The 23,246-nt window shown below is 48.3% G+C and carries 15 protein-coding genes; 1 reads left to right on the top strand and 14 read right to left on the bottom strand.

The window, feature by feature from the left end; all coding sequences use genetic code 11:
• From BMY63_RS12020 to rpmH, 14 genes are all read right to left on the bottom strand, one after another.
• Entirely contained in the window at positions 1 to 1,497 is a 1,497-nt protein-coding gene (locus BMY63_RS12020; RefSeq protein ID WP_371113592.1) for a TolB family protein, read from the bottom strand.
• A complete protein-coding gene (locus BMY63_RS12015) occupies positions 1,472 to 3,073 on the bottom strand; it encodes a DUF6057 family protein (RefSeq protein WP_091917071.1) in 1,602 nt (533 codons plus the stop codon). Before BMY63_RS12015 ends, BMY63_RS12020 begins: the two co-directional genes overlap by 26 nt.
• A gap of 65 nt (positions 3,074 to 3,138) precedes the next feature.
• The gene (locus tag BMY63_RS12010; protein ID WP_256219021.1) at positions 3,139 to 5,664 is read right to left on the bottom strand and encodes a beta-mannosidase; all 2,526 of its coding nucleotides are present in this window, start codon (positions 5,662 to 5,664) and stop codon (positions 3,139 to 3,141) included.
• Positions 5,665 to 5,725: 61 nt separating this feature from the next.
• Positions 5,726 to 8,572, bottom strand: coding sequence for a glycosyl hydrolase 115 family protein (locus tag BMY63_RS12005; protein WP_143065795.1), 2,847 nt, complete (start codon positions 8,570 to 8,572; stop codon positions 5,726 to 5,728).
• A gap of 144 nt (positions 8,573 to 8,716) precedes the next feature.
• Positions 8,717 to 10,210, bottom strand: a complete 1,494-nt coding sequence (locus tag BMY63_RS12000) for a hypothetical protein (RefSeq protein ID WP_143065794.1) — start codon at positions 10,208 to 10,210, stop codon at positions 8,717 to 8,719.
• 36 nt (positions 10,211 to 10,246) lie between these two features.
• The gene (locus BMY63_RS11995) at positions 10,247 to 12,106 is read right to left on the bottom strand and encodes a RagB/SusD family nutrient uptake outer membrane protein (RefSeq protein WP_091917067.1); all 1,860 of its coding nucleotides are present in this window, start codon (positions 12,104 to 12,106) and stop codon (positions 10,247 to 10,249) included.
• Between the two features lie 24 nt (positions 12,107 to 12,130).
• Positions 12,131 to 15,388, bottom strand: coding sequence for a SusC/RagA family TonB-linked outer membrane protein (locus BMY63_RS11990; protein WP_091917065.1), 3,258 nt, complete (start codon positions 15,386 to 15,388; stop codon positions 12,131 to 12,133).
• A 1,143-nt stretch (positions 15,389 to 16,531) separates the two neighbouring features.
• A complete protein-coding gene (locus BMY63_RS11985) occupies positions 16,532 to 17,143 on the bottom strand; it encodes a hypothetical protein (protein WP_091917063.1) in 612 nt (203 codons plus the stop codon).
• A gap of 323 nt (positions 17,144 to 17,466) precedes the next feature.
• Positions 17,467 to 18,150 (bottom strand): NigD1/NigD2 family lipoprotein, encoded by a 684-nt coding sequence (locus tag BMY63_RS11980; RefSeq protein WP_177178441.1) that lies wholly within the window; start codon positions 18,148 to 18,150, stop codon positions 17,467 to 17,469.
• Complete coding sequence (locus tag BMY63_RS11975; protein ID WP_091917059.1) at positions 18,140 to 19,282, bottom strand: acyltransferase; 1,143 nt, start codon at positions 19,280 to 19,282, stop codon at positions 18,140 to 18,142. Before BMY63_RS11975 ends, BMY63_RS11980 begins: the two co-directional genes overlap by 11 nt.
• 41 nt (positions 19,283 to 19,323) lie before the next feature.
• Complete coding sequence (locus BMY63_RS11970; RefSeq protein WP_091917057.1) at positions 19,324 to 20,322, bottom strand: D-alanine--D-alanine ligase; 999 nt, start codon at positions 20,320 to 20,322, stop codon at positions 19,324 to 19,326.
• Between the two features lie 39 nt (positions 20,323 to 20,361).
• The gene (locus BMY63_RS11965) at positions 20,362 to 21,435 is read right to left on the bottom strand and encodes an RluA family pseudouridine synthase (protein WP_091917056.1); all 1,074 of its coding nucleotides are present in this window, start codon (positions 21,433 to 21,435) and stop codon (positions 20,362 to 20,364) included.
• Positions 21,435 to 22,076, bottom strand: coding sequence for a PASTA domain-containing protein (locus tag BMY63_RS11960; protein ID WP_091901951.1), 642 nt, complete (start codon positions 22,074 to 22,076; stop codon positions 21,435 to 21,437). The genes BMY63_RS11965 and BMY63_RS11960 overlap by 1 nt, the downstream gene beginning before the upstream one ends.
• A gap of 261 nt (positions 22,077 to 22,337) precedes the next feature.
• Positions 22,338 to 22,493, bottom strand: a complete 156-nt coding sequence (rpmH, locus tag BMY63_RS11955; RefSeq protein WP_013063965.1) for a 50S ribosomal protein L34 — start codon at positions 22,491 to 22,493, stop codon at positions 22,338 to 22,340.
• A gap of 172 nt (positions 22,494 to 22,665) precedes the next feature.
• On the opposite strand from rpmH, the gene efp reads away from it, so the two are divergent.
• Positions 22,666 to 23,232, top strand: a complete 567-nt coding sequence (gene efp / locus BMY63_RS11950) for an elongation factor P (RefSeq protein WP_036911629.1) — start codon at positions 22,666 to 22,668, stop codon at positions 23,230 to 23,232.
• Positions 23,233 to 23,246 lie beyond the last annotated feature (14 nt).

Here is a 23,246-nt window from a genome sequence, read left to right as displayed (position 1 = left end):
TTATCTAATCTTTACTTGTTCTCTCTTATTCTCGAATACTTTTTTATGTACCTCACGGGCATCTAACTGCACTTCCTCTTTTGTAAAGTCAATACAGTTATAGGAGTCCATCTCCTCCAGATAATACTTCTTTGGATTACGTTGCGGCAGCAGGAAAGGCTTGCCAGCCTGACCATTCTCACCGAGAAACGCGATATACGGCATACTGTAAACCCCGTTCTCACGACGACTGGAGAATACAAACCAACGGCTATTCAGGCTCCAGTTGTGAAAGCTCTCCGTATCCTCACTGTTTGCATCTTTCAATGGATAGGTCTCCCCTGTTTCCAGGTTCATCAGCCAAAGGTCAGCCTCAGGGTGGTTGACAGGGAAATTACCACAATCTGTCACATTATACATCAGCCACTTTCCATCATACGAAGGACGGGGATAAGTAAAACTCTTATCCAGCACACGAGCATTCAACAAGGTATCCACATGGTCACCATACGTACCTGTTCTGGCATCGAAGGAAATCTTACACAGACTATACTTCACCTTGTTCCATTCTGCAGGCACATGATAAGGCTTGGCCGTACAATAGAACAACGTCTTCCCATCTGCCGAGAAAGCCGGATAGGTCTCCCAGTCTTCTGTCTGTAACAACGGACAAAGCACCAGTTCATCAGTCCTCGTATCTAAGACGAGAACATTACTATAGGTATCATAAACCTCTATGCGCTGACCTGTCCCGACAAAGAAGCTCTGGTGGATGGAGTTCGTCGAGAAAGCACAGTAGTCACCATCAGGATGCCAATAAGAATAACTCGTGTTAGCAACGGTACTATCTGTCTTGGTTATCAGGTATTTCTGCTTCCCGTCTTTATAGATCAATGTTCCGCCACAAGAACCACGCATCTGCATATTAAACGTGTGAGGATTGGCGCGATTGGCCACATGACAGTTCATACACTGACCAGGAACAATACACTCTGCCAAGATCGCAGACTCCTGAAAGCTATGGATATCCCGCTGATAGATACCTATATCGCCTCCAACCTCATAACCAGGAGCAATGCGACGATATGTCACACCATATTCATCAAGCCTGTAAGGACTCACAAACATCTTAAAATCCTGATACTTTAACCACTGGCCGTCTTTCTTGATGCATACCGTAAACGACAAGTTTCCCCCGACATTCTGCTCAGTCAACGCATGCCAGTCGTCAATATCAAAATCTGCCCACTCACCGTTTACATGCAGTTCACCTTCCTTGCTACCCTTTACGACCACATCCATGCAGTCGATATTCTCGTCTGCCAAACTAAAATTGAGAGGAGCAATATCGGCAGGAATCGTTACACCGATATAATCGGGGTATATGGAAGGCTGCTGATTGAGGCATGTCGGATTCTCTGGTATATCTGTACACGACGAACCGACAATAGCTAATAGCCAACAGCCAATAGCCAACAACTTATATGATATCTTAGTGAGCTTCATCATTGCTTTCATCTTTTTTCCTTTCTTCCATCATCCGTTTTACATAGCTCGCATAGGGTGAACCGGAGACTGCCCCCTGTTTCCGAATGCACAGCATGGCATCCTGATACCCAATAGGCATCGTCCGATAGCCACTATACTTCTCCGCCATGGGCATATATTGCATGAATCCCTGCATCTGGCCTTCCAACAACATCTGGCCCATAAAGTATTCAAGAGCCATGGTGTTCTTATTGTTGTTCATAAACAATATGCCAAACATTTTGTACAGTTCAAGATGACTATAGAGGAAGTCGTCCTGATAGCGCAACCGACGTAGCTTACCATATATGGGATGTCTGTTGATGGCATCCTCATTGGCCAACAGAGCCTCGGTCTCGACAGCCCAGTCATGATAATATAAACTACGTTTCAACAGATGAAGTTGTTTCTTGGCCGTCTTATAATGACCATTCACAACCATACATTCCGCTATTCTCTTGGTACAGCGGCCACTTGTCCGTCCGTTAAGGATGGACTCTTGTGTGTCAAAGAAATAGCGCAAAGCAGAGTTCACCATACCCAACCGCCAGAATGTCTCTGCAGAGGGGAGCATCGAGGTTAAATCACGGATACGAGGCATGATCAACGCATCTGCGCCACTCTGATAGAAGTCGAACATCCGATCTGCCAACTGATGCTTTTGAGATAAGGCCAGATTCACGCATACGGAACTGAACGGTGTCTTTACCTGATACTCCTGAGCACGTTTCACGATTTCATCCCATCGCTCGTTTCTCACCAGATAGTCCTGACGGATAAGTTCAAACATATCCTTGTCATAGCCACTGGTCATACCTATATAGCCCAATACCAGAGCCACCACAAACTGTACAGGCATATGCCATCTGACAGACTTTATCAGCGACTGCACCACGAAAACGATGATCACCACAACAGGGATTATCCACATCAGTGCAGGCAACATCATCGGGATACGGTAATATTGCTCAGGCAGGAAAACCATCTCATGCGTCCACTGCGGCAAGAGGAAACGATAGGCCAGTAACTGCAGAACCAGCAAATACAACGGCAGGAGCCAACCTACAGCCTTATGAAGTTTAAGCCATCGCATCACCACATAAATCCAAGCCAAAGATCCCGCTAACCAATACACCAGAGGCACCAGCGCCATATCAGCCAGCAGGCCCGTTCGTCCAGAAAGCCTGTTCATCCTGTTTACTCCGACGGCGATCATAACCGCCATAACATAACCTAACAGGACACTTGGATCGCCTAAAAGCCACAACAACAAGGCTGCAGGAATCCAGCCAGCCAACCATCCAAAGCCAACAAACAGAAGCGCTAACAGCAGTGCCCCTAACCATTCTACATAATAGAACTGAACGATAAACTCACCCAACCATTCAGCAAAGCCACCAGGCACACTCACACGTTCCATGAAATAGTCACCTGTCCACAGGAACAATTGATACTGCTCTTGATATGATAATGCGTGAGGATACCACACATACCAAAACAAGAACACGCCAATGCCCACAAGCAAAGACAACCCATTGCCTAAATATTTCACTTTCACCTGATTCATAAACGCTGCTAAGTTACTAACATTTTCTGACTCCACCAAATAATATATCAAATAACAGGCCTTCGCTATTGCTCTTTCATACTATTCAAAGAAATGAACGTCATTCTCTGCCGGACATCTGCCGGAGACAACGATGAACGCAGAAAGCATTGGACTGGGACTCCCGGAAGCAAGTCGAAATAGTTCTTGTCCAACCAGTACTTCTCTGCATCCAAAGAAATAGCCAAAGCACGCACAAACTTATCAGACTTGATGGTGATGATACATCCACCATCGACTGCATCCACCTGAAAAGCTAGTTTCGCAGGCAGTAGTCGCAGGTCTTTCTGTAAACAAAGGAAGCTATTGGCCTCATATGCGACTCCAGACGAGGCTGTAAGGCTCATGTTTACGACGACATCCTCACGCTTATGTTCTTTCAGCAATTCTGATAAAGACTGCTTAAGTAACAAAGTCGATGTATTGGGTAAAATCACCTTTGTCTGTGTCTGTGTATGAACCGTCTGCCCACTGAGAGTATAGACAGTTAGTCTCAATCTCACCTGTTGCCTGAGCTGCAGATCGTTGACTGCATAGACAAGCAAACTGTCCCCTTTCGTAACTGCAGAACAGAGTAGTGGCTCAAAGGCATGGCGCACCATATAGTGAGCCGCCTTCCAATGACCATAATAATCACGGGTAGACCAAGAGGCTACAGGCCAACAGTCGTTATGCTGCCAGAGCAATGACCCCATACAATGAGGCATATCACGGCGATGAGATTCTATGGCTGTACGCATGGCATCACCCTGGAGCAGCTGTGAAGCATAGAGGAATTGCCGGAAATCACGAGGATGACCATATTCATTGTTGACATACCACTCAATGACCTTATTGGCCTCCACGCCACCCCGTTGATGCCACATCATCAACTGGCTACCGATATCATGAGTAGTTGTGTCAGGTGCATAGCGGAGTACCGAAGCATATTCTGGAAATGACTGCATGCCATACTCAGAGAAAAAATGGGAAGTCTCTTGATTATACATGCTGACAGGCATGCGCCGATGCCCGACGCCATAGAAATGACGGTCACCGTTCACGTCATCGCTACCATGCCCACGTACGGAGTAAGGCGATCCTGGAGTATAGATATCATCGGGAACCAACTGACTAGTTATTTCTTGCAGCACATCATAGTAAAGATGTTCCTGCTGTTGTTCCACCAGCCTGGCACCTTCAGGATCGGTTTTCTCCATACGCCCTTTCCACCCCCAGTTATACCAAGCATCCAGGCATTCATTACCGCCACACCATAGAACGATACAAGGATGGTTACGCAAACGACGGATATTGTCATCAGCTTCCTGACGCACACTTTCCAACCAGTCACCCTCAGCCGGATAGGTGCTGCAGGCAAACATAAAGTCCTGCCATACCATCAACCCCATCTCATCACAGAGATCATAGAAGATATCGTTCTCATATATACCTCCACCCCAGACACGAATCATATTCATGTTTGCCAACACAGCATCTCGCAAAGTCTGCCAATAACGCTCAGGTGTAACAGTGGTCAGGAAGTTATCTTGTGGTATATAATTGGTCCCCTTTGCAAATACTCTCACGCCATTAAGTACGAAATAGAACTGACTGTTACCTTTTTCATCCGGATCCATCACTAATCTAACAGAACGCAATCCAATACGTTGCTCATTCCGCGCCATAAGTTTTCCATCTGCGACAACATTCGTCATAAAAGTGTAACGTTCAGGCTTTCCCAAACCACGACACCACCATAGCCGAGGATTCTTAATGACAAAATCCACAGAGACAGTGTTCTGCCCTTTCCGTAATGAACACTTTTTTTGGACTACACTCCTACCTTTATTATCCATCACAGTAATCACGGCATTAGGTATATCAATATCAGTCTCTATCTGCACTTCATCCCTGACGATTGCTTTTTGTTTGCTGACCTCACACTGATGAAGATAGACATCCGTAATACGGGCCTTGCTCCAAGCCTCCATATACACATCACGCCAAATGCCAGAGGTGACGAGTCGTGGTCCCCAATCCCAACCATAGTGATAGCCTGCCTTACGAGCAAATACGCTGAGTTTTCTATCCTGTAGTCCGCCATTCTCCGACTGATCATTGGCAGCATCATAAAGCCCTGAGTGCTTTTCCCACTTAGGCATATCTACCTTTATTGGAGAATGGAAATATACACGTAACACGTTATTATCGACTCTTAACAGCGACTTGACATCGATTCGCCATCTGCGAAACATATTATCCGCCTCTAATATCTTATGATCATTCAGATAAACATCAGCATAGGTGTCAAGCCCATCGAAACAAAGATCAACATGTTCCTCGGCTAAGACACCATCAGTCACACGGAATGTAGTCTCATATAACCAGTCTTCCTTGTCAACCCATTGAACGTCCCGTTCATTTAGCCCTATATAAGGATCCTTTATAAGCCCTTGGCGCATTAGGTCTGTATGCACAACCCCCGGCACCACAGCAGGGTATCGGCTAGACTGGTGCGTTAACCCGAACGTCCAATTATCATGCAGATATTGGCGCTGTTCTGCCAACATTTGATTACAAGATCCTGAGATCATTAGAATGATAACTAAACACAATCCCCTCATCATTTCCCTATTCTTTAGAGTGAATTAAGACCTCTTGTAGCACAATGCCTGGATCGAGCAGGTAAATACGCAGCCGTTGACGACCTGTGGCAGCAACGGACAGCGAGCGTGAGGCATAGCCACGCAGTACGTTTGAGCGCCACTCTGCAGTAAAATCCTCAGTCTGGATAGAGAACACCTGCGGTACGGTATCACCGAGTTGGACCGCATAGCGGGCATCACGCCCCTCATAGAGATGAAGTGTAGGCAACGTCCGCACTTCGATTGTGGTATCACCATCATATAGATCCAGTTCATATTCAACAAAAGGAGCCTTCTCTATCTGCTGATAAGATGACGTATCAAAAGGTTGCGCTAAAACTCCATCAGTATAACCTAAACCTTCTACGCGCTCGACACCACCCTGTGCGCTCTGATAGAGAGATGCAGGAATCCTGAGGCGAGGCTCTCTTTCAAACGGAGGATAGAGCCCCATGTATATCTTATAGATACGGGTACCAGGTTTCAGACTGTTAATAGCGAGGCGGTTAGAACCTTTCTTCAGGTGCAACATGCCGACACGACTCCACATCGGACCGACATAAGAAGCATGCCATATATTATTAATAGGTGTCGCCGAGGCATCGTAATTACCCGAGTCAGAGACGACATGACAGAATACGTTGTCCTGAGCCGCTTTCGAGAAGTTCTCAACAGGTGTTAATGCCTCTATCCAAAGGGGTATATCACCTTCCATTTCACTATCAATGCTGACGCCTTCAACAGAGACAGCTTCGCAAACAGGGAGGAAGCGCGGCTTAGGGCTGTTCTGAACCTGTTCCAACACCTCTGGCGTGCAGTAAGGCGGATCTATCTTTTCCGAACGGAACCAATGGTAGGGCTGCCAATTGAAGAAATCTGCCCACTTGCCGTCAAGGATTCCGTTATTATAATGATCTGTCCATGCATTCAGCCGGTCAAACATCTCTTCCACACGTCGGCCATCTGCTATGGCCTCATCACCATCACCTGTCGTTGCCCTCACCATACTACGACGAGCCAGCAACTGATATTCATTTATCATGGCAGCACCACGAATGGGATAGTGCACCAGTTCGAAATAGGCCGCCTTTAACGGTTCCGGGATACGAGATGACAACTCATCTGCATGAGCAGCCAGCGCACGCCATTGAGCTATACGCTGCCCAATCTGCTCATCGCTGTAATTTACGAACCATACATGGGAATCTTTGCCTGCAGCCTGTAACCGATAGTAGCCTGCTAGCATATCGGCGATCTCTGGTGCCAGGTCCCGGCTGAAAGTCTTTGCTGCCCAATATCTTGTATAGTTGTGTGCCTCGGTAGGTTTCCATCGATTAAGATTCCACGCCAAGTCCATCACAAAGGATATCTCTTTTTCCGCAGGTTTGATATCTCCGACGTTAAACACCCAGATTTTCCTGGCACCATAGGTGTAAGCCTTGGTGAGCTCTGTACTGAGAAAGGCGGGCGAGAGCGGACTGAGCCATATCCAACTGGCAGGATCACCATGATACGACAAATGGTAATATATGCCTGCTCCACCTTTTCGTTGTAGCTCCTCTGGGTTGCAAAGATTACGACAGTAGCCATGCTTATCGTCACTCCAGAGCAGCGTCACATCATCGGGCACCTTCAATCCATGATGATAGGCATCAAGCACCTCCTCGTAAGTACAAAGAACCTGAGGAATCTCTTCTATTGCCTTATGGATGTTACGGCGCAGAATGTTGCGCTGATCGTCAATGGCCTGCTGCATCAGAGCCACACGTTCTGCAGTTGTATGGGCTCCCTCCATCGGATAATCATGGATACCGCGCAAACCAAGGGTATAGGTATTCTCATATTTCCCGTTGACCTTAATACGCTCCTCCCAATAATCCTGCATCATCTGGCGGTTGGTTATATAGTTAAAACTACCAAGTCCGGCCTCACCTTTTGCCTTTGCCCGCTCGTTTACAGCCTTCCACTCTCCCTCGTTATTGCGCAGCATCTGTTCACAGTGCGACGATCCCATCACGATCGCATAGTCGTCTGCCAGACGTGCGTTTTCCGGATCATCATTGAAGGCTTGGGTCCCTGGATGCATGGCAGGCCAAAGGTAGTTGGCTTTCAGACGCAGCAACAACTCAAAAACCTTTTGATATGTCTTTGGACCAACTTTCCCCTCAGCCTTTTCGAAATGATGTTCAGCCCAGCGCGCCCATCCACCAAAGCGCTCGTCGTTAATAAAGATACCGCGATACTGTACTGCCGGTTCACCCTGACAAAAAAAGCCCGGTTCAACATAAAGTACTTTTTTACGAAGCGGCTTCACATCAGCCCACCAATACCATGGTGACACGCCAATAGCCTCAGAAAGAGATGTCAGTCCGAAAGCAGTCCCTCGTCGGTCGCTGCCGATAACAAGGAGCAAAGGGGCATTGCCCTCTGGCTGCTGAACAGTGGTGATGATATACGACTCCCACTTACCTCGAATACCACTGACATCTATTCCCAGGCTTTTCACCAGTCTGTCTACTAGTTGGCTCTTTCCTAATGTACCCGACACGATGCAAGCATCCTTTGGCAGTGATCCCACAGTCTGGTGTAAAGGTCGAAGTCCCGTTACTCTTTCCACATCATCGGCCAGCATCTCTGCTGCAATCTGCACGACATTATAATCATTGGCATCTGTATATATGGCTACCGCCTTCTTCTCAGTTGCCAAGGAAAACCACCCCACGTGCACATCCTCAGCCACTATGGGGACGGTCGCTTGAACGACAGGTCTGCCTACCGCATGGGGGAGCTGTATCATCAACTGTGTTATCAGAATCCAAAATACTTTTTTCACGCCTTATTAGTTTTGGTCAATACGCTGCTTTGTTCTATTGTTCGTATCTAGTTGCAAAGAGTCTTTACGCAAGCGAAATAGACATCGCCCCGCAGCAAATCAAGTGCTGCGGGACGACTGAAATATTAAAACCTCAAAACGAATTTACTTTTTCTTGAAAGCCCAATATGTTCCTTCTGACCAGCCACTGAATGCGCCATTGTCAGGATAAGTAAGTACCATATGAGAATCAGAGATGCTGTAAATCTGGAAGTCTGTTACATAACGTCCACCAGCATTAATCTCATAAGGGAAGAGAGTTGCACCTTCTGTAGTCTTGAATGTACCCTTCTTCCAGCCATCCGCTGTTGAGAGGTCAATCTCATAACTTCCAGAACGAATCTCCGTTCCATTGGCGTCATAGCACTTTACAGAGCCATCCTCATTTAGTACCATTGTGGCAGCATTGTCTTCCTCTCCAGTTGCAACACCTGTAACAGAGTGACCCATCTGATCTTTCAGTTGTGATGCATCATTAACGCCCCACCATGTGAAGCCGCAGGAAGCAAAGTCTTCATTACGCCAAGTACCATCTGCGCCGAAGTTTCCCCAGACAAGGTTATCAGTTCCACCAGCGCTAATACCACTCTCAGTATCCCATGTCCAGGTCTTACTACCGTAGTTGTTCATCATACCAGAGACGTCAGATTCGCTCTTAAATGCCCAATACGTTCCTTCAGACCAGCCACTGAATGCACCATTATCTGGATAAACCAGAACAAGATTATCCGATGTCAGAGAATAAATCCAGAAGTCCGTCACATAACGCCCACCAGCATTGATCTCATAAGGGAAGAGTGTTGCACCCTCTGAGGTATGGAGTATACCATATTTGAATCCATCATGGTTTTCACCAGTCCATCCCTTTATCTCATAGCTACCAGAACGAATTTCTGCGCCATTTGCGTCATAGCACTTCACGAGACCGTCTTCTGTAAAGACCATCGTTGCGCCATTATCCTCCTCACCGATAGCAGTACCAGTTACAGAGTGACCCATCTGATCTTTCAAATCAGCAGCATCGTTGACTCCCCACCAAACAAAATCATTAAGGGTTTCACCACGCCAACTACCATCTGCGCCGAAGTTACCCCAGACAAGGTTATCAACTCCACCAGCACTAATGCCACTATGAGTGTTCCATGTCCAGGTCTTCTTGCCATAAGCATTAGAAGCGATAAGACGAACCTCTGGCTTCAGCTCAGCAGCTACAGCAACATTAAACTCCTTAGAAGCCACCACTTCTTGGTTGTTGGCATCGATATACTTAAAGTAAACTGTTTGGTTAGGATCAGAACCACGAGCAGGAACAAAGTTAAATACACCACCGCTTGCACCGCTTGTAAGCTTAAATTCTGAACCATCAGCCTTTATATAATAGATATAAATACCTGATGCATTGGGAATATTATACTTAATATAGTTACCATCAGCCTGAGGAGTCGTGCAAGCCTGATCGGCATACTGCGAAAACTCAGCACCATCAAGCAGGTTGCTGGATGTATAGTTGTCCACGCCAAAGGTTCCGTCCTCCTTGATAGGATCACAGGCCGTGAGCATACCCAGCGCTACTGCGAACAATAATATTGATTTTTTCATATTGCTTATTCTTAATGATTAATTCGAAACTCTTTATTAGTCATATACCGGGCAACCCGACATATTAGCACCAGTAGCACTTGCCCCCCAGCCTGGATTCTGTTTCAGGAGTTCAGGATTACCGACAATGCTGATCTGTTGGGGAGGAATCATGACGAAGCCGTCGGTATCAGCATAACGCTGAGCCCAGCTGCTACCGCCTACGCCCTGACCATGATGCATCACAGTCCAGTGGCCCGTGTAGTTCACACGAGATCCGTCCTGCTTCTGCAGAGCCACAGCAGCCTCACAGCTAGCTCCACCGTCCTTACCAGACCAGCGGCGCAGGTCATTGAAGCGCAGGCCCTCACCAGCGAGCTCGAAGCGACGCTCATCCTTGATGTTCTTCCAAGAGTAGGTTGTAGCAGGCAGACCTGCACGTGCACGAACCTTGTTCATCTGAGTGGCATCGCCCGTCAACTCAGAATGCATCAGCATCACATCAGCCAGACGAAGCAAGATGATGTCGGCAAAGTGGTCACCCTGGAAAGAGTTCTTGTTGTTGTTGGCTGCACTTGTGTTCTCGCTACGATAAACGCCCCACCATGTATAAGCGGTGTTATGATCATCCCAAGTTGACTTTGAGCATGTGATAGGCATCCACTTCTTGTTGTAGTAACCTGCATCCTCAGAGCAGGAAGTGGTAAATACGAATTTCTCACACTCTGCCTGAGCATCAAGGATAGTAGCCTTTTTACGTGGGTCGCTGTCACTCCACTCATCCCAGAGGTTAGCATTGATGGTACCCTGACCCCAGCCTTGTCCGAAAGGAAGAGTATTAGCGTCACCATTAGCTGTACCGGCACCGTCGTCATCACAACGCAAGCCAGTATACAGAGACACCTGGTTTACGAATCCCATACCGATAGTACCATTCCAAGAACCAGCGTTCATATACTGTATCTGGAACATTTCCTCCTCGTTACCATTACCAGCCCATACCTTACCGGCTTTATCCAGATCCTTTACGAAAGCATAGTCCTTGATGGTGTATTCGTTGGTGTACTGCCAAAGCAGACGATAGTCTTCTATGAGTTTATAGCCGCCGTTGTTGATGGCATCCTCAAGGAAAGCCACAACCTGAGCCTTGCTCAGAGAAGCGCCGGCACCCTCCTGCTCAAAGTCGAAAGTAACATCAGCCAGATTGGCATTTGCCAATTCGCCAGCCTTCTTATAGAAGCCCTCATAGAACATATAGGCACGAGCCAGGTAACCCTCGGCAGCACCCTTGGTAGCATGACCGTCACCACGGGTTGTCATACCATGAGTCATCAGATTGGCAGCACTGGTGAAGTCGGCCAGGATATGTGGCATAATCACATTCTCTGCGCTCTCCTGAGGACATGGATCGGGAGCAGCTGAAGCCCAGTAAGCAGGGATATCACCCCAGAATTGTACGCCCCAGAGATAGAACAGACCACGCATGAAGTAAGCCTCACCCAGCAACTGGTTGCGGGTTTTCTCCTGACCGGTCCAGTCGAAAGCGTCGACAGCATAGATGATCGCATTGGCACGGGCAATACCCACATAGGTATTATGCCAAGCATTGTCGAACAAGTCTTCCTTGTTAGCCATCAGGTGACCAACAGCATGAGCCTCAACGTCGCCAGTACCACCGGCACCGTTAGCATCGTCAGACATAATATAACCAACGAACCATGGTGTCTCCAGCGGAGTTGTGCTAAACTGGTTCATCACACCATACAGAGCGGCCAGCTCCTTATTCAGGTCTCCAGCAGAGGCTGGATAGTTAGAGCTATTGGCTTGCGTGTAATTCTCGGAATCGAGGAAGTCCTCGCAAGAGGTCAGACCTACAGCGAAGAGCATCGCGATTGCCATTAAATATATCTTTTTCATATTCTTATCTTCCTTATTAAATTATTAGAACTTGATACTTGCACCTACGATGAAAGTACGGGCCGAAGGATACAGACCTACGTCAATACCACGTGCCCAAGAATCCTTACCACCAGAAGAACCGACCTCAGGATCGACACCAGTATAACCAGTGAAGGTGTAGAGGTTCTGAGCCTGTACATAGAGACGGAGCTGGCTGAACGGAGAATTCTTCCAGATCTTATTGAAGTTGTAGCCCAGTGTGACGTTCTGGATCTTGAAGTAGTCGGCATCCTGCATATAACGGGTAGAAACCCACTGATCAGCAATCTGACCAACGGTCAGACGAGGATACTTGTTGCTGGTACCCTCACCGTGCCAACGATCGAAGGCATCGACAGTATAGCTGTTATACTGGTTAGCCAGCAGAGCGGTACGATAGCACTGCATCACCTGCATACCGAAGGCACCCGAACCGGTGACAGCGAAATCGAAGCCCTTGTACTCGCAGCCAAGGCTGACACCGAGGGTTACATCGGGATGAGGATTACCGATCTCATGACGGTCAGCGTCATAGTCGATGGTACCGTCTTCACTGAAGTCATCCCAGATAGGATCGCCAGGGGCAGCATTAGGAAGCACGGCCTTGCCTGCAGCTCTAGCGGCATCAATCTGAGCCTGGTTCTGCCAGATACCGCTATAAGACATACCATAGAAGTAACCGATGGGGTGACCGAGCTCTACACGAGAAGCAAAAGAAGAGTTCTCGAAGATAGCATCAACCTGACCATTGATAAATCCATTGGCGTTGGCGATACGGGTTACCTCGTTCTTATTCGTAGCCACATTCACATTGGCATGATAGCTGAAGTCCTTATTGACCTGATCGCGCCAAGAAAGAGCCAACTCAAAACCGGTATTCTTCACGTCACCACCATTGATCATAGCAGGCTCCTCATAACCTAGCACCTCATTCATCGGAGCACTGAGCAACCAGTCCTTGGTCTTCTTAACATACCAGTCGAAGTTTAAGCCGAGTTTGCCATTGATGAACAGAGCATCAAAACCAACATTAATCTGCTCTGAAGTCTCCCAAGTCACGTCAGGGTTAGGAGCGTTCTTAGCGTATGCACCAGTTGTATAGATATTGCTATCAACGGTCTTAATCTTATCGCTTGAGAACTTATAGCCATAGTCGGCATATTCTGTCGGAGAGAAAGCGATGTTAGAGAGATAATAGAAGTTAGGAATCTGGCAGTTACCATTCTGACCCCAAGAAGCACGGAACTTCAAGAAGTCCATCCAGCTCTTCGTGTTCTCCATGAACTTCTCGTTGCTGATCACCCAACCAGCGGAGAATGAGGGGAAATAGCCCCAGCGATGACCGCGGGCGAAGTTATTGGAACCATCGGCACGGAAGATGGCTGTTGCCATATACTTCTCGTCGTAGTTCCAGTTCAAACGGCTGAAGAAGGAGGCAATACTACCCTGCATCGGGTTGTCATAACCACCATGACCCGTCATATACTGTGTCTCATAGTTAGAAGGAATATTGTAGTCCCATCCGTTGCGAACCAGAGAATTCAAGTTCGATTCATCAACGGTGAAGCTCATATTCATACCAGAGCTCCAATTCGAACGCTCAAGAGACTGACCGACGAGGACATCAATCGTATGCTTACCCAGTTTCGGAAGAATATAAGAGAGCGTGTTCTCCAAAGTGAAGCTACTGCTCTCATACTCACCCATGTTCAGATCAAAGTTAGCACTGGAGCTAGTTGAGCTAGAACTAAATGGCTTAGAGATGCTGCGGTAGTTGCTGGCACTGTAGCCCGTATTGAACTGTCCACGGTAGCGGAGGTTCTTTATCGGCTCGATGATCCAGTAGAAGGTAGCACCTACACCGAAGTCACGGTTCTTATTGATAGAGTTGAAACCGCCATTGAGGAAGTGGTTCAACGGGTTGTTATAGATCATCGTGCTATAGCCAGCACCATTGTTCTTATAAGAAGCGAGGTTGCCGCCTGCATCGTAAGGCTCTACCAGAGGAGAGGCGATATAAGCAGCCTGCATGATATTCCAGTAACCATTCGACTCTGCGAGGTCATGGCTTCTGTGATACCAGTAAGACAGATTCTCACCGATGGTGATCACATCACGATCATTAGCCTTGAGCAGGACGTGCTCAGAGTTGATACGACCACCGTAACGCTTGTAGTTAGAGGCATTGTCTGCACCCATGATACCCTCGTTAGAGCTGTAGTTCAGAGATATCGAGAACTTTGAGCGGTCAGAGCCTCCGGTCATGGTCATAGCGTGACTGAACTGCAGGGCGTTCTTGTTCTCATACTCCTTGAACCAGTCGGTACCCTTCCAGCCATTGTCCACCTTGTCGAGGATGGCCTGTGGAACGATGCTGCTCCAGTTGGTAGCAGTTCCGTATGTATTGAAGTTGGTCTCATTGATGATCTGCATATACTGCTGTGCATTAACGGTGCCTGGCACTTTGTAGGCATTTGACCAACCCACATAGGTGTCGTACTGAACCTGCACCTTACCAGCCTTACCCTGCTTGGTGGTCACGAGGATCACACCGTTAGCGGCACGGGCACCGTAGATGGCAGCCGAGGCAGCATCCTTCAGCACATCGATGCTCTCGATATCATTGGGATTCAAACCGTTCAGACCATCGTCAGCGTTACCGGAATTGATACCGTCGATGATCAGCAATGGCGAAGAGGTACCCATGGTTCCGACACCACGGATATTCACCTTAAAGCCCTTACCAGGCTGCGATGAACTCTGCGTGATCTGCACACCAGGCGTGCTTGACTGCATGGCTGTCAGAGCATTGGTCGTGTTCAGCTTGGCGATTTCCTCACCCTTCACCTGAACGGTAGCACCTGTGACCAGCTTCTTCTTCTGGACACCGTAACCTACGACCACCACCTCCTCGAGAACGGCATTGTCGTCTTTCAGCGTAATCTGGAAGTTGTCACGATTGCCAACGGCAATCTGCTGTGTCTCAAAGCCGATGAACGATACGACAATCGTCGCACCCGGCTTCACGTTAAGTGTAAAGTTACCATCGAGATCGGTAATCGTACCGTTCGAGGTTCCTTTCTCCATCACACTGGCTCCGATAACCGGCCCCATCGCGTCGACTACAGTACCTGTAATCTTCTTCGTTGCCTGCTGTACCTCTTGCACGGCATCAGCGGCATTGGCGTTTGACGAGTAACCGAGACCCAAAAGAGTCATGGCACCCATCAGCAGCGCTGTCTTTCCAAAATTTCGATTCATACTTAAGTATTTAACTATAGATAAAATGGTTTAATAAAATGCAAGAAAATGTTAGTCGGGAAGCATAATAGTCCCCAAAAACTAGTTAGTTCTAAACAGAACTATCAAGTTCTTGAGCTAGGAAGAGTTGTTTAGGTTCATACGTTTTGGTTTGTATTCATGGCTTAAAGCCAAAGTTTATAGTTATGTAATTAGACACATTCGGGTGCAAAGATAAGCACATTTTTTAAATAAGGCCTTTCTTTTCTTGTCAATTCATAATACTATCCTATCAATATGCTTCATTTGAAGGAAAGGTCACGCAATATGAGGGTTTTGCGGGCATAAAGTGTCAACAAGACAATCAAAAGAGCCCCTTCTTTTGTAAACAAATGTAATTACAACACTCTTTTCACGGCTATCATAGCGCACCCAATCCCCCTATTTATTAATAAGGTGAAGCCGAACAACCATGCCATGCCATTGAATTATTGGAATAGGATTGGAGTTCATCTCTATAAGTGTGCACACTATCAATACCAGTAATACAACAAAAAAGTATCAGTATTTGGCATAACATGTCAACTTTCGACCAAGAGCCTACAGCCCCACGGTCCCTGAGCCAATCTTCCCACGGTCCCTGAGCCTGTCGTAATCGACCTTTGGTCGCTTGGCTTGTCCAAGAAGGGGTAAATACGATATATCTTTACAAACGCCCCATCATAACTCGCGTGTAAGTCAGGAACACTGGAGCGAGAGTTGTACACGCGAGTTTTGGCAACCTTTTATATTTGCCTGAAAATAAATCGGTTATGCATGTTCGAGAACAGGGTGGCATCTTACGCTCAACGAGATAGGCTCCAAGAGTCGTTCAGATAGGCTCCACAAGAGAAAGAGATAATCCCTTAGGGGGTATAGGGATTATCCCTTACACTCGTAAGTGCCATTCCTTACCGTCGTGGAGACTATCTCTTTGACTGTTAGAAGGCACCCCCACCCGGAGTAGGGTCATTTTCCACACCGGATAGAGGAAAAAGGAGATAAAAGTCCCCCTCGCTTTTTCTAGTTCACAACATCAGACGACCACTTTTTTAAGCACTTTTTTAGGACAAACAGAGAGGTGAAGGTCGTCGATGGCATGTCTTACATTTATACGTTATTGTGTTAATAAATGACTTCTGTCGATTTTGGATCAATCTCTTTATAATATATAACAACAGAATCATTCCTCGTAAAATGTAATGGAGGCATGGGGAGTTTAGAGTATATTGTATCAGAAGGACACCAGTTATATGCCATCTCAAACATACTCAACAAATCAAGTAATTTTATTCTTTTATCGATACTATTCTTTTCTAACACCCACTGTTCAATCTTCAAATCAGCTCTAATGCTATCGCCTGGCTTTAAAATGCCTTTCCAGTTTGTATTCGTAGAAAACCATGTACGTATAGGCTTTTTATTTATATAGGCACGCATTTCCGAGGCATACATGGAGTCTTCTCTATGAGTGGCGTTTTTAATTGGAAGAAAGAAATCCCTCCTCGTGTTATTGATAATAAGATAATTGAGACTGATAGATCTCCAATCATCCTCCTCAGCCTCTTCTGTTGCCTTTGGATAACTGTCTCCTATATAATATAAACGACATTCCACGCCTTTATCTGTGTCGGCATTTTTAACCTCGCCAGTATTTCTGACCGTACAGTTAGACAAGAGCAATAAAAGTAATACAGGTACTACGAACTTACCTCTTTTTTTTGTTATAGACATCATACCATATTTTGTTTATAATCATCAGCTGTTTTATCCCATGTTTTATGTTTGCGCTGGAAACCAAAGACTTTAAAGTCATCCTTCCAACCATTCTTTTGTAATCCCATGCGATTCATAGTTGATAATCAACGGCAAATATAGGCAATTTGCCTGAGACTGCCAAATCTGTGAGGTAGAATGTTGGTTGGCCCTTCGACAAGTCCCTTCGGCAGGCTCAGGGACCGCTCAGGGATGGTTCGCTCAGGGACCGCAGGGAGAGCGTCAAGGCTTCGACAGGCTCAGGGACCGCAGGGAGAGCGTCAAAGCTTCGACAGGCGATGAAGTTACCGAAGGGTGAGCGTCTTGACGACAAGGCCGTCGTAGGTGTTGATGGAAAAGCTGACGGTATCAGTAGCGATACTATCGGTGGGGATGCTGATATATACCTGAGTGGAATAGTATTCGGGCACACGATTCTGATCGTGGTGAAGACGAAGACAACGAGTGCGCGTGCCGTCGGGATATGCCAGCACGGTATCGGAGACGAGAGCCAGTCGCTGGACGGCTGTGGAGTCGTCGGTCATGCCAGTCTTGAGCAGCAGTCGCAGGTTGACATACTTCCTGGTCTTACTGAGCCAGAGGCTCTCAAACTTCACCGGATCGGTCTTGACGGGATTCATCTCGGAACGGGATTTCAAGACAGGACAGGGCACCGAGCTCATAGACACCACCTCGGCTTGATGGGCTCCGTCTGTACTCTTCACCTTATTATAATATAGCATACAACGGTAGGCCGTGTCGGCCTTGGTGATCCAAGAGGCAGAAAAAGGAATGGCCAGAGGCAGACGGTCGCCATCATCAGTGGTAACAGATACCACCTTCCTGTCGCTACCGACGAAAGCCTCGGCGAAGTCGCCTCTCAGCATAGAGTACTCGCCCTCGCCCTTATCATAGGCATCCTGCGTGCAGCCACCGACAATACAGACAGCGCAGACGGCGCATAATATAACAACAAGACTACTTCGCATCGGCTGCAAGTTTGTTTCGTACGGGGTTGGCATACATCGTAAGCATACGTTCACGGAGGAAAGCCTCATCCTTATCGGGGAGCTTGATCTTGGCCATCTGCCCCGTCAGATAGCTCTCGAAGCGTTCCTTATCGGCAGCGGTATAATGGGCGGCATAAGTGTTGTCGCCATTGAGTTCGTCAAGAGCGATGTAGTTGCAGGGATAGAGCGTATAACCACGATGGATCTCACGGTCCATCCGCTCTGCCAGTGCCTTGTACCATTCCGTCTTGGGCAGGTCTGCCAGCTCATCGATCCACGTGTTGACGGGTGCCGCGCAGCAATAGCGCACCCGACCCTTATAACCGAAGATGCCGGTCTTCATATTGTCGAGATCGTCCTGACGAGATTTCTTGAAGGCAGGGTTATCGCGCTTCTGCTGGAACTCCAGCGCCTTCAGGTAGTCGCAGGGATCATACTCATAGCTGATGGTTAGCGGCACGATGTTCAGTTCCTTCAGGTCGCCGCCCATGGCGAGCATCTTCAGCACGGCATCCTGCGTATGGTCGCTCGAGTCCTTCGCCCTACCCTCACGCTGGGCAATCCAGATATTCTCCTTCTTTTCCGTCACGGCATAATGGATATAACGGCTCATGAGCTGCGAGGCAGCAAGCGTCTCGCGGAGGGAGAGACCACGACGCACGATAAAGGCTTTGTTCATGCGTACCAGTCGTTTGATCCACGGATAGATGAGCAGGTTGTCGCCGATACCGATCTCGACGGTGGTGGGATAGTCCTTATCCACGAGCTTGACATCGAGGAAAGCGGAGTCGAGCACGATATCACGGTGGTTGCTGACGAACGTGAAGCGCTGACTCTTATCCGTCGGCAGGCACGAATCATCAAACGTGCAGCCGTCGGTGTGCTTGCGGATGATATGCTTCACGATGGGTTTCATGAACCGCTTCTGGAAGTCGAGCGGGGTCCTCACCCCCACGAAGAGACATCTGAGCAGACCATTACGCACTGACTTAGGCAGCCAGGGTGCGAAACCTTTCATCACGACATTGAACTGTCGGTCGTGAAGCAAGTCGTCGAACGCCTGCTTCATCTCCTCCGCCTCATAAGGCCGTATCTCGTCGAACTCTGCCATACGAACTAATGATTAATGAATAGATATCAATGACGCTATTCTCAGTCCTCATCGAACTGATTCTCTACGATCTCGGTGAGCACATCGGTCATGGACAGACCGGCGGCACGGACCTGCTGGGGAATGAAGCTGGTAGCCGTCATGCCCGGTGTGGTGTTCACCTCCAGCATGCTGATCTTACCCTCCTTCGAGATGATATAGTCGATACGGATGATACCATTGCAGTGCAGGATATCATAGATATGACTGGTGATCTGGCGCACGCGCTCGGTCACCTCGTCGGACAGACGGGCCGGGGTGATCTCCTGCACCTGTCCGTTGTACTTGGCATCGTAGTCGAAGAACTCGTTCGTCGTCACCACCTCCGTAGCAGGCAGCACGACCGACTTCTCCTTGGTCTTGTAGACACCGATGGAGATCTCCGTTCCCTCGAGGAAGCTCTCGACCATGATCTCCGGGCTCTCCATCATCGCCTTACGGATGGCCGGGGCCAACTGATCCTTGTTCTTGACCTTAGAGACACCGAACGACGACCCGTCGGCGGCGGGCTTCACGAAACAGGGCATGCCGATGCGCGCCTCGATCTCGTCATCGCTCACCAACTCCTCGTAGCCTTCACGGATCAGCAGCGACTCAGCCACGCTGACACCATAGCCGCGCAGGTACTGGTTGAGCACGAACTTATCGAAGGTCAGTGCCTCGACCAACACACTACTGGTACTATAGGGCAGTCCTATCAGGTCGAAATAACCCTGCAACAGACCATTCTCGCCCGGTGTACCATGAATGGTGATATAAGCATAGTCGAACACCTTCTTCTCTCCATTCTCGACAAACGAGAAATCATTGCGGTCGATCTTTGCAGTTGTGCCATCCGAGAGCTCCACGCGCCAGTCCTGTGCTTTGATGTCGACAATATACACATGGTAACGCTCCTTGTCGAAGAAGGAGTAGAGTCCCTGAGCGGAGCGTAGTGATACATCATGCTCCGATGAGTCGCCTCCGCAGACGATAGCTATCGTTCTTTTCATATCATTCATTGTGTCTTTACTTTTTTACCTTATTATCTATTTACCTTTCTATTCTCTTACCTTTACGTATCTTCTCCATTTCTCGATCAGTGCTGCCATATCGTCGGGCCACTCAGAGGAGAAGTCCATCTGCTGACCGGTCGACGGATGGACGAACCCGAGCGTGCGGGCATGCAGGACCTGACGGGGACAAAGCTTGAAGCAGTTCTGGATATAAGCCTTATAACTCGCCGTGCGCTCGCCCCGAAGGATCTCCGTGCCGCCATAACGCTCATCACAGAACAACGGATGACCGATATGTCTCATGTGTGCACGTATCTGGTGGGTACGCCCTGTCTCGAGGATACACTCCACCAGCGTCACATAGCCATAGCGCTCCAGCACCCGGTAATGGGTGACGGCCGGTTTGCCGATCTCGGAGTCGGGGGGAAAGACCTCCATCCTGAGGCGGTCCTTCGGGTCGCGACCGATATTCCCCTCTATGCGCCCTTCGTCCTCGACGAAGTTACCCCATACCAGTGCGTTATAACTACGATGGGTGGTCTTATTAAAGAACTGCTTGCCCAACGAGGTCTTGGCATCCGGTGTCTTGGCAACGACCAACAGGCCACTGGTATCCTTGTCGATACGGTGCACCAGTCCGACCTCCGGATCATTCGGATCATACGAGGCCAGGTCTTTCAGATGCCAGGCAATGGCATTGACGAGCGTACCGTTGAAATTGCCGCAGCCGGGATGCACCACCATGCCCGCAGGCTTGTTGATGACCATCAGATCGTCATCCTCGTACACCACATCCAACGGGATATCCTCCGGTTCGATCGTCGTGTCATAATGGGGACGGTCGAGCATGAGCGTGATGACATCGCCAGGCCTGACCTTATAATTACTCTTTACGGGCTTGTCGTTCACATGGATAAAGCCCGCATCGGCAGCCTTCTGGATACGGTTCCTGCTGGAATGCTGCTGATGCTCAGAGAGGTACTTGTCGATACGGACAGGCTCCTGTCCTTTGTCCACCTCTATCCGGAAGTGCTCATAGAGCTGGCCGTCGCCTTCCGACTCACTGTCGGATTCCTCTTCGGACAACCACTCTAACTCGTCTATCTCGTCCTGTCGCATTATCTCACCTCTTCGAACTCGTCCACGTCGTCGCCACGCATCATCCTGTACTCAGGCTCTATATAGTCGACATCCTCGTCGGAGTCGTACTCACCGCTGCCGATCATCAGGGTCAACGGGGCCTCTATCGACACATGATCGCCCGTTGACACACGGCGACCCTTGCACAGGATACCATAGACCCAGTCTTTCTCACCCGACACATACTGCGGAGGCAGGAGCTTGAAGCCCAAGGCCGTCAGCTTGGCCTCCGCCTCGCGGTAACTGCTGTTATCCACCACATCGGGGATCGCAAAGGAAGGAGAGGAAGGAGAGTTCACCGTGACATAGATCGTATGACCGGTCTTTACTTTCATACCCGGTCCCGGGTTCTGCGCCAGAACACAGTCGGCCGCCAGACGCTTGTTGTAGCCAGAGTCGCTGACGATGATGTTCAGGCCCATCTCATCAATCATCAGACGGGCGTCGGCATAGGACATCCCCTCGATCTTGGGCACCTCGATACCCTCACCATGATGCGTGTACCATGCCAGACCGTATTTGACGCCGATTGCCAAAGCGACAATCACAAGGAACATCGCCAATAGGTTACCCCACAGATAGGCACTGACGAATTTCCCAAAGAAATCCTTTGCTTTCATGTTGTTTATTCTTTTCTTTAGTGCAAAGGTACGAATAAGCGAGAGAAAAACAAAGAAACTTGTTTCTTTTTTTTTCCGAGCGTGAGCACCTTCACCATTGCAGACAGCAGAAATACGGAAGGATAAGAACAGAACAAAGGATTCTTCAGGTTTGTTGAAACGAAGTAAATGCTTAGAACGATACCACAAAAAACAGGAAGAAGCAAAGATCACACTCTGCTTCTTCCTATTTTAACCGAATATTCTGTTAGAGAAAACGGATTACTTTCCGTGGTTCTCGTCAGAAACTGTTAACTTCTTGCGACCCTTGGCACGACGTGCAGCCAATACGCGGCGGCCGTTCTTTGTGGCCATTCTCTCACGGAAGCCGTGCTTGTTGACGCGACGGCGATTGTGCGGCTGAAATGTTCTCTTCATTGCTTTATACTTATTTTATTTTGTTATTATCGTCACTTTTGGGCTGCAAAAGTACTCATTTCTTTTGAATTACGCAAGTTTTATGCGGAAAAATCCAATAAAATTTGGTTTTTCACTCGATTTGCACTAATTTTGCACCCGAAAACGAAACAAAATCAACATTTTAGTTTATATGATTAATTCACAAGACATTAAAAAAGGAACTGCTATCAGAATGGATGGTGGCATCTGGGTTTGCATCGATTTCCAGCACAGAAAGCCGGGTAAGGGTAACACGATCATGATCATCAAGGTTAAGAACGTCTCTGACGGACGTGTTCTGGAGCGTCGTTTCAACATCGGTGAGAAACTCGAAGACGTCATCATCGAGCGCCGTCCCTACCAGTACCTCTATGAGGACCAGTCGGGTCGTATCTTCATGAACCAGGAGACATTCGAGCAGATCCCCATCGACAACGAGCTCGTTATCGGCCATGAATACATGAAGGAGAGCGATATCGTAGAGGTGGTATCCGACACCACCGACGGCACGATCCTCTATGCCGAGATGCCGGTAAAGACCGTGCTCCGCGTTACTCATTCCGAGCCGGGCATCAAGGGCGACACCGCCACTAACACACTGAAGCCCGCCACACTGGAGACTGGTGTTGAGGTTCGCGTTCCCCTGTTCATCAACGAGGGCGATCTGATTCAGGTTGACACCCGCGATGGCAGCTATCTGCAGCGCGTAAAGGAATAATTGAATATTGAGCA

Source organism: Prevotella aff. ruminicola Tc2-24, assembly GCF_900110895.1.
Taxonomy (GTDB): Bacteria; Bacteroidota; Bacteroidia; order Bacteroidales; family Bacteroidaceae; genus Prevotella.
The sequence above is the reverse complement of the archived record's forward strand: the minus strand, read 5'-3'. Positions and strand labels throughout refer to the sequence as shown.